Annotated in this window: 12 protein-coding genes; 11 read left to right on the forward strand and 1 reads right to left on the reverse strand. The window is 66.1% G+C overall.

The genetic code is table 11. The features are described 5' to 3' along the window. Window positions 1–171: 171 nt before the first annotated feature. On the reverse strand, window positions 172–1,029 hold the full coding sequence (locus tag HNQ95_RS22235; protein WP_067964480.1) for a LysR family transcriptional regulator: 858 nt from the start codon (window positions 1,027–1,029) through the stop codon (window positions 172–174). 97 nt (window positions 1,030–1,126) lie between these two features. Between HNQ95_RS22235 and HNQ95_RS22240 the strand changes: the two genes are divergently transcribed. From HNQ95_RS22240 to HNQ95_RS22290, 11 genes are all read left to right on the forward strand, one after another. Beyond that, window positions 1,127–2,464 (forward strand): aspartate aminotransferase family protein, encoded by a 1,338-nt coding sequence (locus HNQ95_RS22240; protein WP_067964482.1) that lies wholly within the window; start codon window positions 1,127–1,129, stop codon window positions 2,462–2,464. A 23-nt stretch (window positions 2,465–2,487) separates the two neighbouring features. Further along, on the forward strand, window positions 2,488–2,946 hold the full coding sequence (locus HNQ95_RS22245) for a cobalamin B12-binding domain-containing protein (RefSeq protein WP_067966937.1): 459 nt from the start codon (window positions 2,488–2,490) through the stop codon (window positions 2,944–2,946). Continuing rightward, window positions 2,943–3,941, forward strand: coding sequence for a methylmalonyl Co-A mutase-associated GTPase MeaB (gene meaB, locus HNQ95_RS22250; protein ID WP_067964484.1), 999 nt, complete (start codon window positions 2,943–2,945; stop codon window positions 3,939–3,941). The genes HNQ95_RS22245 and meaB overlap by 4 nt, the downstream gene beginning before the upstream one ends. Further along, entirely contained in the window at window positions 3,938–5,629 is a 1,692-nt protein-coding gene (locus HNQ95_RS22255; protein ID WP_067964486.1) for a methylmalonyl-CoA mutase family protein, read from the forward strand. Before meaB ends, HNQ95_RS22255 begins: the two co-directional genes overlap by 4 nt. A 10-nt stretch (window positions 5,630–5,639) precedes the next feature. Then, window positions 5,640–6,389: an enoyl-CoA hydratase/isomerase family protein gene (locus HNQ95_RS22260; RefSeq protein WP_067964488.1), complete on the forward strand. Its 750-nt coding sequence runs from the start codon at window positions 5,640–5,642 to the stop codon at window positions 6,387–6,389. Between the two features lie 7 nt (window positions 6,390–6,396). Continuing rightward, entirely contained in the window at window positions 6,397–8,022 is a 1,626-nt protein-coding gene (locus tag HNQ95_RS22265; RefSeq protein WP_067964489.1) for an AMP-binding protein, read from the forward strand. A 16-nt stretch (window positions 8,023–8,038) separates the two neighbouring features. Further along, window positions 8,039–9,124, forward strand: a complete 1,086-nt coding sequence (locus HNQ95_RS22270) for an AraC family transcriptional regulator (protein WP_083948645.1) — start codon at window positions 8,039–8,041, stop codon at window positions 9,122–9,124. Window positions 9,125–9,196: 72 nt separating this feature from the next. After that, window positions 9,197–9,964 (forward strand): 3-hydroxyacyl-CoA dehydrogenase, encoded by a 768-nt coding sequence (locus HNQ95_RS22275; protein WP_067964491.1) that lies wholly within the window; start codon window positions 9,197–9,199, stop codon window positions 9,962–9,964. Between the two features lie 22 nt (window positions 9,965–9,986). Beyond that, window positions 9,987–11,177, forward strand: coding sequence for an acetyl-CoA C-acyltransferase (locus HNQ95_RS22280; RefSeq protein WP_067966940.1), 1,191 nt, complete (start codon window positions 9,987–9,989; stop codon window positions 11,175–11,177). A 134-nt stretch (window positions 11,178–11,311) separates the two neighbouring features. Next, on the forward strand, window positions 11,312–12,433 hold the full coding sequence (locus tag HNQ95_RS22285; RefSeq protein ID WP_067964493.1) for a branched-chain amino acid ABC transporter substrate-binding protein: 1,122 nt from the start codon (window positions 11,312–11,314) through the stop codon (window positions 12,431–12,433). Between the two features lie 168 nt (window positions 12,434–12,601). Next, entirely contained in the window at window positions 12,602–13,033 is a 432-nt protein-coding gene (locus HNQ95_RS22290) for a GNAT family N-acetyltransferase (protein ID WP_067964495.1), read from the forward strand. The last annotated feature ends 12 nt before the right edge of the window (window positions 13,034–13,045 follow it).

Raw genomic sequence — 13,045 nt, forward strand, 5'->3', positions numbered from 1 at the left:
AACTCTCCTTCCACGGCATCAACACCTCCGGCCAAAAGCCAAAAGTGTTACCCATGTGTCCGGTACGAAACGTCACCTATGTCTCGGGTCGCTCAGCGCAAATCGCTCGAAATCCCCTCAGTTCGCAAGGCTGGCGACGAGCCTCGTGCGCGCGGCAGTCGCATCCTCACCTCACAACGTCGGCAGGACCTGCCGGATGTGATTGGCGAAAGCCTCGACCGCCGGCGAGCGTTCGGTGTCGCCATAGGCGATCAGCATGCCGAGGCTGGAAAGCGGCGGCAGCGGCGCGTTGAGGATGTGGAGGTCGGACGGCACCGCCTCCTTGGTCATGACGCTGATTGCCAGGCCCGAGCGGGCAACCGCGATCAGGCCGGCCAGGCTGTTGCTGGCATAGGAGATCTTGTAGCGCAGCCCGGCATGGGCCATGGCATCGCATGCGGCGCGGTGATCCATCGCGTTGGAGGCCGGCAGCGCCATCGGGATGACGTCGCCGAAATCATGCTGCTCCAGCGTCGGCCGGCTGCCGACCCAGACCAGCGGCTCGGGGCGGACGACATCTGGGGAATCACTCGCATTCGGCGTCGAGACCAACGCCAGGTCGAGCTGCCGCTGGTGCAGCAGCCCGCGCAATTCGACCGTAGGCGCCGAGACGACCTTGATCTCGACATCGGGATATAGACTGCCGAAGGTCTTCAGGATCGCCGGGAAGAAGGCGATCAGATAGTCCTCCGGGCTGCCGAAGATGATCGAGCCGTGCAGGCCCTTGTCCGAAAGGGCCGACACCGCATCGTCCTGCAGCTTGAGGATGCGTTCGGCATAGGCAAGGAAACGGGCGCCGCTGGCCGTCAGGCTGACGCCGCTGCCGCGGCGGTGAAACAGGCTCTGGCCGAGCACCTCTTCCAGCCGCTGGATCTGCATCGTCACCGCCGACTGGGTCCGCCCGACCTGCACGGCGGTGGCGCTTAGCGTGCCCAGCTGGGCTGCGCGGACGAAGGTCGTCACCAATCTCAGGTCAAGCGGCGCCTGCATATCAAATCCTCTTATATCTGAATCCTAATATTATCAATTTTACTGCATAAACGCCAAGTCCTATCGTTCGACCGAGCATCATCAAAAGGGGTGAGACATGTCGAACAACCGGGATCAGGCGTTTTGGGCTTCGGCGAGGAAGCACCTCATCCGTTATGGCGGCAGCTTCGAGCCGGCGATCATCGAGCGTGCCGCCGGCTCGTTCGTCTATGACGCCAACGACCGGCCGATCCTCGACTTCACCTCCGGCCAGATGAGCGCCCTGCTCGGCCATGCCCATCCGAGGATCGTCTCGACGGTCAGCCGGCAGGTCGAAAAGGTCGCGCATCTGTTCAGCGGCATGCTCTCGCGCCCGGTCGTCGAGCTCGCCGAGCGCCTGGCCGGGCTGGCGCCCGGCCTCGACAGGGCGCTTCTGCTGTCGACAGGCGCCGAATCGAACGAAGCCGCCATCCGCATGGCCAAGCTGGTCACCGGCAAGCACGAGATCGTCGCCTTCTCCAAGAGCTGGCACGGCATGACCGGCGTCGCCGCCTCGGCGACCTACAGCGCCGGCCGCAAGGGATATGGGCCTGCGGCCGTCGGGTCGATCGCCATACCGGCGCCGAACAGTTTTCGCCCGCGCTTCCGGCATGCCGACGGCAGCCTCGACTGGCGCACAGAGCTCGATGACGCCTTCACCCTGGTGGACAGCCAGTCGACGGGGAGCCTGGCGGCCTTCGTCGCCGAGCCGATCCTGTCGAGCGGCGGCATGCTGGAGCTGCCCGAGGGTTATCTCGCCGCCCTCAGGCAGAAATGCCACGAGCGCGGCATGCTGCTCATCCTCGACGAGGCGCAGACCGGCATCGGCCGCACCGGAACGATGTTTGCCTTCCAGCGCGACGGCGTCACCCCCGACATACTGACCCTGTCCAAGACCATCGGCGCCGGCCTGCCGCTTTCGGCTGTCATGACGACGGCGGAGATCGAGGAGGCGGCCTATGCCAAGGGCTTCCTGTTCTACACCACCCATGTCTCCGACCCGTTGCCGGCGGCCGTCGGCCTTGCCGTGCTCGATGTGGTCGAGGACGAGAATCTCGTCGAACGCGCCCGGCATCTCGGCGCCAGGCTGTTCGACGGCCTGTCGCGGTTCAAGCAACGCTACGAATGTGTCGGCGACGTGCGCGGCCGCGGCCTGATGCTCGGGGTCGAGATCGTCAAGAATGGCACGGACAGGGAACCCGACCATGAGCTCGGCGCGCGGATCGCGGCCGAGGCGTTCAAGCGCGGCCTCAGCATGAACATCGTCAAGCTTCCCGGCATGGGCGGCGTGTTCCGCATCGCCCCTCCCCTGACGATCTCGGAGGCCGAACTCGACCTCGGCCTCAGCATCATTTCCGACTCGATCGAAGCCGGGCTGGCCGCTGGTGCAAGCGGCTCCAGCATCGCCGCAGAGTGAAAGGCACTCCAGACATGACCGACATGAACACCATCAGCCAGGGCGACGCCGCCCGGGCGGAGATCGACGTCAACGCGCCCGGCAGCATCCGGGTGCTTGTCGCCAAGCTCGGCCTCGACGGCCATGACCGGGGCGCCAAGGTGGTCGCCCGGATCCTGCGCGACGCCGGCATGGAGGTCGTCTATACCGGCCTCTACAAATCGCCCAAGGACGTGGTCACTGCCGCGATCCAGGAGGACGTCGACGTCATCGGCGTCAGCCTGCTGTCGGGCTCGCACCTGCCTTTGTTCCAGGAACTCGGCCGTTGCCTCCGGGAAAAACAGGCCGAGCATATTTTCGTCGTCGCCGGCGGCGTCATTCCCGAGCATGACTACGCCGCTCTGTCGGACAGCGGCGTCGACGCCATCGTGCCGCAGGAAGCCAGGGGCGACCTGATCGTCACGACGATCAGGAAGCTGATCGCCGAACGTGGCCTGAAATGACGGCGTTCGCCTCATCCCGGCCCGCCCGGCGAACGGCCTATGTGCCTTCGGCGGCCCTCGTGCCGGAAGTGCTCAGGGGCAGCGTGCTGGCGGTCGCCCGGATGATCAGCCGGGCTGAGGCAGGATATGCCGAGGCAGCCGAGGCGCTGGCCGAGATCTACCGCCACAGCGGCAAGGCCCATGTGCTCGGCATCACCGGTGTTCCCGGCGCCGGCAAGTCGACGCTGGTCGCCGCCCTGATCAGGGCCTTTGCCGCAGACGGGCACAAGGTCGGCGTGGTTGCCGTCGATCCGAGCAGCCCGTTTTCCGGCGGCGCCATCCTCGGCGACCGGGTGCGGATGAGCGAGGCGGCGCAATCCTGCCAGGCCTTCGTCCGCAGCATGGCGACGCGCGGACATCTTGGCGGCCTGGCCCGCGCGACGCTTCAGGCCGTCGATGTCCTCGATGCCGCCGGCTATTCGCCGATCATCATCGAAACCGTCGGGGTCGGACAGGACGAGGTCGAAGTCGTCACTGCCGCCCACACCATCGTGGTGCTGTCGGCGCCGGGACTTGGCGACGACATCCAGGCGATCAAGGCCGGCATCCTCGAAATTGCCGACATCCATGCCGTCAGCAAGAGCGACAGGCCCGACGCATCGGCAACGGTCGCGGCCCTGCGCGGCATGATGAGCCTCGGACCTGCAAGACCGGGGTCGGACTGGCAGACGCCCGTTCTGCCGGTCAGCTCGCTGTCGGGCGAGCGGATCAACGAGCTGAAGGACGCCATCTCAAGGCATTGGGACCATCTCAGGGACAGCGGCGAGCTGCGCGAGCGCGAGCGCAGCATCGGCAGGACGCGGATCCTGGGCACCGCCCGGCAGCTTTTCCAGGACAGGTTCAAACGCGACACAGGCGAACTCGAGGCCCACGTTCAGGCGGTGGTGAGCCGGACCACGGATCCGTCCGCCGCCGCCTGCCTTTTGCTGGGTTGGGACAATGAGGTGCTGGCATGAATCTGTTCTCAGCCGAGGCGATCGAGGACATCAGGGAAAAGCAGGCCGCGTGGGAAGCCAACGAACTCGCGGCCACGCTGAACAGCAGGCCCGAGGAAAAGGCGGCCTATGAGACGGAATGCGGCATTCCGCTGAAGCGGATCTACACCGCCGCCGACGTCGCCGGCATCCCGGCCGGCGATCTCGGATTTCCGGGCGCCTATCCCTTCACCCGGGGCGCCTATCCGACGATGTATCGCGGCCGCCCCTGGACCATCCGGCAGGTCGCCGGCTTCGGCAATCCCGAGGCGACCAACCAGCGCTACAAATACATGATCCAGACCGGCCAGACCGGGCTGTCGACCGACTTCGACCTGCCGACGCTGCTGGGCCTCGATTCGGACGATCCGATGGCCTTCGGCGAGGTCGGGCGCGTCGGCGTGGCGATCGACACGGTCGACGACGTCGACCGCCTGTTCGACGGCATCGACCTCGAAAAGATCTCGGTGTCGCTGACCATCAACCCCTCAGCCTGGGTGATCTACGCGATGTTCGTCGCGGTCGCGGAAAGGCGCGGCTACGACCTAACCAAGCTGACCGGCACATTGCAGGCCGACCCGCTCAAGGAATATGTCGCCCAGAAGGAATGGATCTACCCGGTACGGCCGGCCGTCAGGCTGCTGCGCGACCTGATCATGCACAGCGCGAAGACGACGCCGAAGCTCAATCCGATCAGCCTCAGCGGCTACCATCTCTCCGATGTCGGCGGCAATGCGCTGCAGGAGATCGCCTTCATCATGGCCTTCACCATTGCCTATTGCGAGGAGGTCATCGCCGCCGGCATGGACATAGACGACTTCGCGCCGCGGCTGTCGTTCTTCTTCATCAGCCACCAGGATTTCTTCGAACAAATCTGCAAGTTCAGGGCGGCCCGGCGGGTCTACGCCAGGATCATGTCCGAGCAGTTCCACGCCAAGAAGCCGGAATCGATGCGCCTCAGGGTGCATGTGCAGACAGCGGCAATGAGCCTGACCAAGGTCGAGCACCACAACAACCTGATGCGCACGGCGATCCAGGCTTTGGGCGCGGTGCTCGGCGGCTGCCAGAGCATGCACACCAATGGCCTCGACGAGGCCTTCGCCATCCCGACCGAGGAGGCGATGAAGCTGGCGATCCGGACGCAGCAGATCATCCGCGACGAAATCAACGTGACGTCGGTGATCGATCCGCTCGGCGGCTCCTATTTCGTCGAGCGCCTGACGCATGACATGGAGACCGAAATCTGGAAGGTGCTGGACGAGGTCAAGGAGCGCGGCGGCGCCATCAAACTGGTCGAGGAAGGCTGGTTCCAGCAGAAGCTGGCCGATTCCGCCTATGCCACCTTCAAGAAGATCGACAGCGGCGAAAAGGTCTCGGTCGGCGTCAACCGGCATGTCGACGAGACCAGCGGTTCCGCCGAGGTCCACATCCATCCCTATGACGACCAGTGCACCCAGCTGCAGATCGACCGCCTCAACGCGGTGCGGACCGAAAGGGACAACGGACTGGTCAAGCAGCTGCTGGCCGAGCTCGCCGAACAGGCCCAGTCAGACGACATCAACCTGCTGCCCAAGACGATCGAGCTGGTGAAGGCGCGCGCGACGCTCGGCGAGATCTGCAGCGCGCTGAGAGAAGTCTGGGGCTCCTATGCCGAACCGATGATCGTATGAGGACCCCATCATGACACCAGCAGTCATTTCGACGGACGACGGCGCCATCAGCTGGATCAGGCTGAACCGGCCGGAACGGCTCAACGCCATGAATGGCGACCTCGTCAACCAGCTTTCGGCAGCACTGGCGGCAGCCGAAGCGAGGACGGCCACCCGCGTCGTCATCCTGCATGGCGAAGGCCGCGCCTTCTGCTCCGGCGACGATCTCAAGGATCTCGACGCGCAGACCACGTCGGAAGCGGCGACGCAGGCCTGGGTCGAGTCCATCCAGCAGATCACGCTGCAGATCATGCAGTCGCGCAAGATCGTCATTGCCGCGGTGCATGGCTGGTGCGTCGGCGGCGCGCTGGAATGGGTGGTCAATTGCGACTTCCGGCTGTTTGCCGACACCACGCGCTGGTTCTTCCCCGAGGTCGGCTACGGCCTGTTCGTGACAGGCGGGGTGACAGCACTTCTGACCAAGCAGGTCGGGCCGCAGATCGCCAAGGAATTGATGATCCTCGGCGAACGCCACGATGCGGCCAAGGCGGTCGAGGTCGGCATCGCCTGGAAGCTGGTTGCCGAGGCCGAGCTGCTCGAGGCGGCAAGGACGCTGGCGCTGGCGATCGCCGCGCGGCCCGAGGAGGCGGTCGCCGACATCAAGCACGCCATCAACGAAGGTTTCCACTCCTCGCTCGCCGCTGCCATGGCGCTCGAGACCAGGGCCACGGTCAGCGGCTTCCTCTCCGCCGAAGCGCAGGCCCGGGCAAAAAGGTTCTGAACGCGCCATGACATCGAGCGTCTTTTCCCCCGCCTACATACCGGGTAAGAACGACAACGAGCTGGAGAGCCGGGTGCTGCCGCGGATCCTGCTGCGCCAGGCCGAGCGCTTCGGCAACAAGTCGTTCATCGACGTCTGCGGGCGAAGCGCAAGCTTCGAGGAGATGCTGCAGGTGTCGAGCCGGCTGGCGCGCGGCCTGCGCCAGCTCGGCGTGGGCCGCTCGGACCGCGTGGCGATGCTGTTGCCCAACTCGTTCGAACTCGTCGCGCTGTGGTTTGCGACAGCGAGCCTGGGGGCGATCGAGGTGCCGACCAATCCCGGCTTGAAGGGCGACCTGCTCTGCCACAACCTGAACAATTGCGGCGCCGAGGTGCTGGTTGCGGACGCCGGCGCGCTGGCCGAGCTGGCCAAGGTCCAGGACAATCTGCCCAGCCTGCGGACGCTGATCCTCGTCGGCACGGATCCCGCCGAGGCGCGGGCGGCGGGCATCAGGATCGACCGCATCGTCGCCTTCGACGACTGCATGGCACCGCAATTGGGCTTCGACCTCGTCGACGTCCACTACGCCGACCCGATGGCGATCCTCTACACCTCCGGCACGACGGGCCCGGCCAAGGGGGCATTGATGTCGCACCATCATTGCTATTCCTGGGCGGCGGCGATGGCGTCCAATCTCGGCTACACCGGCAGCGACAGCTATTTCTCCGCGCTGCCGCTGTTTCACACCGATGCGCAGATGTTCGGCGTGCTGCTGCCGCTGATCTACGGCACCAAAACGACGCTGGTCGAAAGCTTCAGCGCCTCCAGGTTCTGGGATCAGCTCCGCGCCAGCGGCGCAACCGCGACCAATCTGCTCGGCGCGATGGCCGTCATCCTGATGCGTGCCCAGCCATCGGACGCCGACCGCGACAATCCCGTCCGGGTGTGTCAGTGCATTCCGATGGTAGCAGACAGGGAGGCCTTCGAACGCCGCTTCGACATGCGGCTCGTCACCGGCTACGGCCAGACCGAAACCAGCTTCGTGACGCTTGATACGGTGGACGAGACCCGTCCCGGGTCCTGCGGCCGGCCGCATCCGGACTGGCAGGTGGCGATCGTCGACGATGCCGACAGGCCGCTGCCGCCCGGCAGCATAGGCGAGATCGTCTCGCGCCCGACCAAGAGCTGGAGCATGTTTTCCGGCTACTACCGCGCAGAGGCCAAGACGGTGCAGACGCTCCGGAACCTCTGGTACCACTCGGGCGACGCCGGCTACATGGACAAGGATGGCTGGCTCTATTTCAAGCATCGGCTGAACGAGGCGATCCGCCGCCGCGGCGAAAACATCTCCGCCTATGAGTTGGAGACGGTCGCCGAAAAACACCCCGACATTCTGGAAAGTGCTGCTTTCGGAATCCCTTCCGAATTCACCGAAGAGGACATCATGGTCGTTGCCCTGCGGCGCGCCGGCTCGACGGTGGAGGCGGCCGACCTGCTCGACCATTTCAGGGACCTCGCGCCCCGTCACATGGTGCCGCGCTACATCGAGATCACCGACACGCCGTTGCCGCGAACGCCGACGGAGAAGGTGGCGCGGAACACCTTGCGCCAGCGCGGCGTGGGGCCTGCCACTTTCGACCGGGGTGAGCGTTAGCGCGGGAGCAGATGCGGTGGAACGTCGGATGGTCGCCCCCTGTTTCGTCGACGATACGCTCGAATGCCTGCGCCGCCACGACGTTCCCATAGCGCCTCTGCTGGCGCAGCTGGGGCTGCCGCCCATCATCTCGGAACCGATCTCCGCCCGGCAGTATGGCGCGCTCTGGCGGGCGGTGGCCGAGGCCATGGACGACGAGTTCTTCGGCGAAGGCGCGCGGCCGATGCGCTCGGGCAGCTTTGCCCTTTTGTGCCATGCGGTGCTGACGACAACGACGCTCGAGCATGCGCTGCGGCGCAGCCTGCGCTTCCTGCGTGTCGTGCTCGACGATCCGCATGGCGAACTGATCGTCCGAGACGGACTGGCGGAGGTCACCCTGCGCGATGCCGGCCCGCTGCGCTCCGCCTTTGCCTACCGTACCTTCTGGATCATCGTGCATGGCCTGAACTGCTGGCTCGTAGGCCGGCGCCTGCCGATCCGCTGGGTCGATTTCAAATGCAGCGCGCCGCCGACCGGAACCGATTATCGCCTGTTCTTCGGCGCCCCGGTGCGCTTCGACCAGCCCGAGACGCGGCTGGTCTTCGACGCCGACTTCCTCAGGCTGCCCGTCATCCGCGACAGCGCCGCCCTGCGCGACTTCCTGCGCCAGGCGCCGGCCAACATATTGGTGCGCTATCGCCATGACGAAGGGCTTTCGGCGGCGATCCGCGGACGCCTGCACAACATGCTTCCGTCGGCCTGGCCGAGCCTCGGCAACCTGGCCACCGGCATGCGCATGCAGGAGCCGACCCTGCGCCGCCGGCTGCAGCTGGAGGGCCAGACCTATCGCTCGATCAAGGACGAGATGCGCCGCGCGCTGGCGATGGAGGCGCTGCTGAGCGGCAGCCGCTCCGTCGCCGACGTCGCCGCCGACATCGGCTTTTCCGAACCGAGCGCCTTTCATCGCGCCTTCCACAAATGGACTGGCCGGAGCCCGGCTTCGTTTCGCCGCGAGGCCGGCGCCATGGCCGAGGCCGAGGACGGCCCGTCGCTCGGCCCGCTCGCGCCCTACGCCCGGGCCGCGGCGAACAGCAAACATTGCAAAATCGATCACCAAATCTGAGCGCGGCGGTCATCGTCGGCCACCTGGCTTCGTTGCAACATGTCGGCAAGAACAACGCATCCGGGCCGAAAAATGCAGATCAGGGACAAGGTCTTTCTGGTAACGGGAGCGGGCTCGGGGCTGGGCGCGGCCGTCGCCCGGATGCTTGCCGAGGCGGGCGCCAGCGTGCTCACCATCGACGTCAACGCTTCCGCCGGCGAGAAGACGGCCGCGGAACTCGGCGGCAAGGCGCTTTTCTTTCGCGCCGACGTCACCAGCGAAGCCGACGGCCTCGCCGCGGTGAGACATGCCGAGGAGATGTTCGGCGGCATCCACGGGCTGGTCAACTGCGCCGGCATCGCACCGGGCGAACGGGTCATCGGCCGCGACGCACCGCATGGCCTCGACAGCTTCGCCCGGACCGTCGCCGTCAATCTCTTGGGCACCTTCAACATGTTGCGGCTTGCCGCAAGCGTCATGGTCAAGGGTGAAGCCGACACCGATGGCGAGCGCGGCATCATCATCAACACCGCCTCCATCGCCGCCTTCGACGGCCAGATCGGCCAAGCCGCCTATGCCGCGTCGAAGGGCGGCGTCGTCGCGCTGACCTTGCCCGTCGCCCGCGAACTGGCCCGCCACGGCGTGCGCGTCGTCACCATCGCGCCGGGCATATTCGAGACGCCGATGATGGCAGCGATGCCGCAGGAGGTGCGGGACGCGCTCGGCGCCAGCGTACCGTTCCCGCCGCGCCTCGGCCGCCCTGACGAATATGCCGGGCTGGTCAGGCACATCTGCCAGAACACCATGCTGAATGGCGAGGTTATCCGCCTCGACGGCGCGCTGCGCATGGCGCCGCGCTGAGCACATGCAGGAGGAGAGCTGGGTGAACAGTCATGATCCGGTGGTCATAGCAGGGGCAGCCAGGACGCCGCTTGGCGGCTTCCTCGGAAGCCTGAAGGAGGTCACCGCCCCGCAGCTTGGAGCGGCAGCCATCCGCGCCGTCCTGGAGAGGTCCGGGCTGGACACCGGCCTTGTCGACCAGGTGCTGATGGGCTGTGTCCTGACCGCCGGCCAAGGCCAGGCGCCGGCGCGCCAGGCAGCGCTTGCAGCCGGGCTGCCGCTCGCCACAGGCGCCACCACCGTCAACAAGATGTGCGGCTCCGGCATGATGTCGGCGATGCTGGCGCACGACCTCATCGCCGCGGGATCGGCCAGGACGATCGTCGCCGGCGGCATGGAGAGCATGTCGAACGCCCCCTATCTGCTCGACCGCGCACGCTCGGGCTACCGCATCGGGCATCATCGCCTCGTCGACCACATGTATCTCGATGGCCTCGAGGACGCCTATGACGAGGGGCGCCTGATGGGCACATTCGCCGAGGACTGCGCCGAGGCCTATGGCTTCACGCGCGATGCTCAGGACACGTTTGCGCTGGAGTCGCTCGACAGGGCACGGCAGGCCATCGCCGACGGCAGCTTTCGCGACGAGATCGTTCCGGTCACGGCACCGGACGGCAAGGCCGATCGGCTGGTCGGCGACGACGAGCAGCCGCAAAAGGCCCGCCCCGACAGGATCGCCTTGCTGAAACCGGCCTTTCGCGACGGCGGCACGGTGACGGCAGCCAACTCCTCGTCGATCTCGGATGGTGCCGCGGCCCTCGCGCTGATGCGCCGCTCGGCGGCGGACAGAGCCGGCCTCACCCCTCTCGCAACAATTCGCGGCCACGTCACCCACGCCCAGGCGCCCAATCTCTTCACCTCGGCACCGGTCGGCGCCATGCGCAAGCTCTGCGAGACGGTCAGCTGGCGTATCGAGGACGTCGATCTCTTCGAGATCAACGAGGCCTTCGCCGTGGTGCCGATGGTCGCGATGAGCGAGCTCGACCTGCCGCGCGACAAGGTCAACGTCCATGGCGGCGCCTGCGCGCTTGGCCATCCGATCGGCGCCTCGGGGGCGCGCATCCTCGTCACGCTCGTGTCGGCGCTGCGCCAGCACGGGCTGCGGCGCGGCATCGCTTCGGTCTGCATCGGCGGCGGCGAGGCGACCGCGATGGCCGTGGAACTGACGTCCTAGACGGCCGCAAGGAGAAGGCCGCCGTTCAACAAGGGAACACCGGCGGCAGGTCCGGAACGGTCAGCCTTGCCAGCGAGCGTGGGCATCGCGGCAAGGCATCAACCAACGCCCACAATACCAATGGGAGTCTTCAGATGAAAAAATCGCTGTTGTCAGCAGTTGCCTTGACCGCGCTGGTCGCCTTTGGCGGCACGGCCTGGGCCGACATCGTGATCGGCGTCGCCGGCCCGATCACCGGCCCGAACGCCGCCTTCGGGGCGCAGTTCCAGAAGGGCGCCGAGCAGGCCGCCGCCGACATCAACGCCGCCGGCGGTGTGCTCGGCGAGCAGATCAGGATCCAGGTCGGCGACGACGTTTCCGATCCGAAGCAGGGCATTTCGGTGGCCAACAAATTCGTCGCCGACGGCGTCAAATATGTCGTCGGCCACTTCAATTCGGGCGTTTCGATCCCGGCGTCCGAGGTCTATGCCGAAAATGGCGTGCTCGAGATTTCGCCGGCTTCGACCAATCCGCAATATACCGAGCGCGGCCTGTGGAACACCTTCCGCACCTGCGGCCGCGACGACCAGCAGGGCAAGGTCGCCGGCGACTACATCGCCGCCAATTTCAAGGACGCCAAGATCGCGATGATCCACGACAAGAGCCCCTATGGCCAGGGCCTTGTCGACGTCGCCAAGGCGGTGCTCAACGGCAACGGCATCAACGAGGTGCTGTATGAAGGCATCAATATCGGCGACAAGGATTTCTCGGCCCTCATCGGCAAGCTGAAGCAGGCCGGCGTCAGCCTGATCTATTTCGGCGGCCTGCACACCGAGGCCGGCCTGATCATGCGCCAGTCGGCCGACCAGGGGCTGAAGGCTATCCTGTTCTCGGGCGACGGCATGGTGTCGAACGAGCTCGCCTCGATCGCCGGCGACTCCGTGGTCGGCACGCTCAACACCTTCTCGCCCGATCCGCGCAAGAATCCGGCAGCCAAGGGTCTGGTCGAGAACTTCCGGGCCAAGGGTTTCGAGCCGGAAGCCTATACCTTGTATTCCTACGCCGCCGTCCAGATCATCGCCGCCGCCATAACCAAGACGGGCGCGGCCGACGACGCCCAGAAGGTCGCCGAGACGATGCGGGCCAATGGTCCCTGGACGACGGCGATCGGCGACATCGGCTACGACGCCAAGGGCGACATCACCCGCCCCGACTACGTCATCTATGAATGGAAGCGAGGCGACGACGGCAAGCCGACCTATGCCCAGAAGCAGTAGTACCCAGACAAGCAGTCCCGGGAACTGCAGCTCATGACCGGCAGGCGCCCGGCCCCAGGGGTCGGGCGTCGTGCCGCCTCGCGCACAGGAATTTGTCGCTGGCCACGGCCCTAACATGCGGCGCGTCAGGATTTTCCTGCTAGAAGGATCCGCCACGGGATCCCCTCAATGACCTGCACCATCACCGTCCTCGATGCCCCCTCCTCCGACGAGCTCGACATCATCGGCGAACGCCTCGCCACCTTCAATTCAGGGGATGTCGGCCCGGCGGAAAAGCAGGCGCTGATCGTTGCCGTCCGCGACGAGCACCAAAAACTCCTGGCCGGCATATCGGGCTACACCGCCTGGGGCTGGCTCTACATACAGTGGCTCTGGGTGGACGACAGCCTGCGCGGCCAGAACATGGCCGCACGCATGCTTGAGGCCGCCGAGGACGAGGCCACCCGGCGCGGCTGCCACGGGGCCTATATCGACACCTTCAACCCGACGGCGCTGAAGGTCTATCAGCGCCAGGGCTACAAGCCGTTCGGCGAGCTGGCGGATTTCCCCAAAGGCCGCACGCGGACCTTTCTGTCCAAGCCGCTCCAGCCGGCGACCTGACTGGCTGCCTTG

The organism is Aminobacter ciceronei (assembly GCF_014138625.1).
GTDB lineage: Bacteria > Pseudomonadota > Alphaproteobacteria > Rhizobiales > Rhizobiaceae > Aminobacter > Aminobacter ciceronei.

Coding starts and splice junctions, on each gene's coding strand:
- HNQ95_RS22290 (WP_067964495.1), top strand. CDS start 12,602: ATGACCTGCACCATCACCGTCCTCGATGCCCCCTCCTCCGACGAGCTC.
- HNQ95_RS22260 (WP_067964488.1), top strand. CDS start 5,640: ATGACACCAGCAGTCATTTCGACGGACGACGGCGCCATCAGCTGGATC.
- HNQ95_RS22235 (WP_067964480.1), bottom strand. CDS start 1,029: ATGCAGGCGCCGCTTGACCTGAGATTGGTGACGACCTTCGTCCGCGCA.
- HNQ95_RS22255 (WP_067964486.1), top strand. CDS start 3,938: ATGAATCTGTTCTCAGCCGAGGCGATCGAGGACATCAGGGAAAAGCAG.
- HNQ95_RS22240 (WP_067964482.1), top strand. CDS start 1,127: ATGTCGAACAACCGGGATCAGGCGTTTTGGGCTTCGGCGAGGAAGCAC.
- HNQ95_RS22285 (WP_067964493.1), top strand. CDS start 11,312: ATGAAAAAATCGCTGTTGTCAGCAGTTGCCTTGACCGCGCTGGTCGCC.
- HNQ95_RS22275 (WP_067964491.1), top strand. CDS start 9,197: ATGCAGATCAGGGACAAGGTCTTTCTGGTAACGGGAGCGGGCTCGGGG.
- meaB (WP_067964484.1), top strand. CDS start 2,943: ATGACGGCGTTCGCCTCATCCCGGCCCGCCCGGCGAACGGCCTATGTG.
- HNQ95_RS22245 (WP_067966937.1), top strand. CDS start 2,488: ATGAACACCATCAGCCAGGGCGACGCCGCCCGGGCGGAGATCGACGTC.
- HNQ95_RS22265 (WP_067964489.1), top strand. CDS start 6,397: ATGACATCGAGCGTCTTTTCCCCCGCCTACATACCGGGTAAGAACGAC.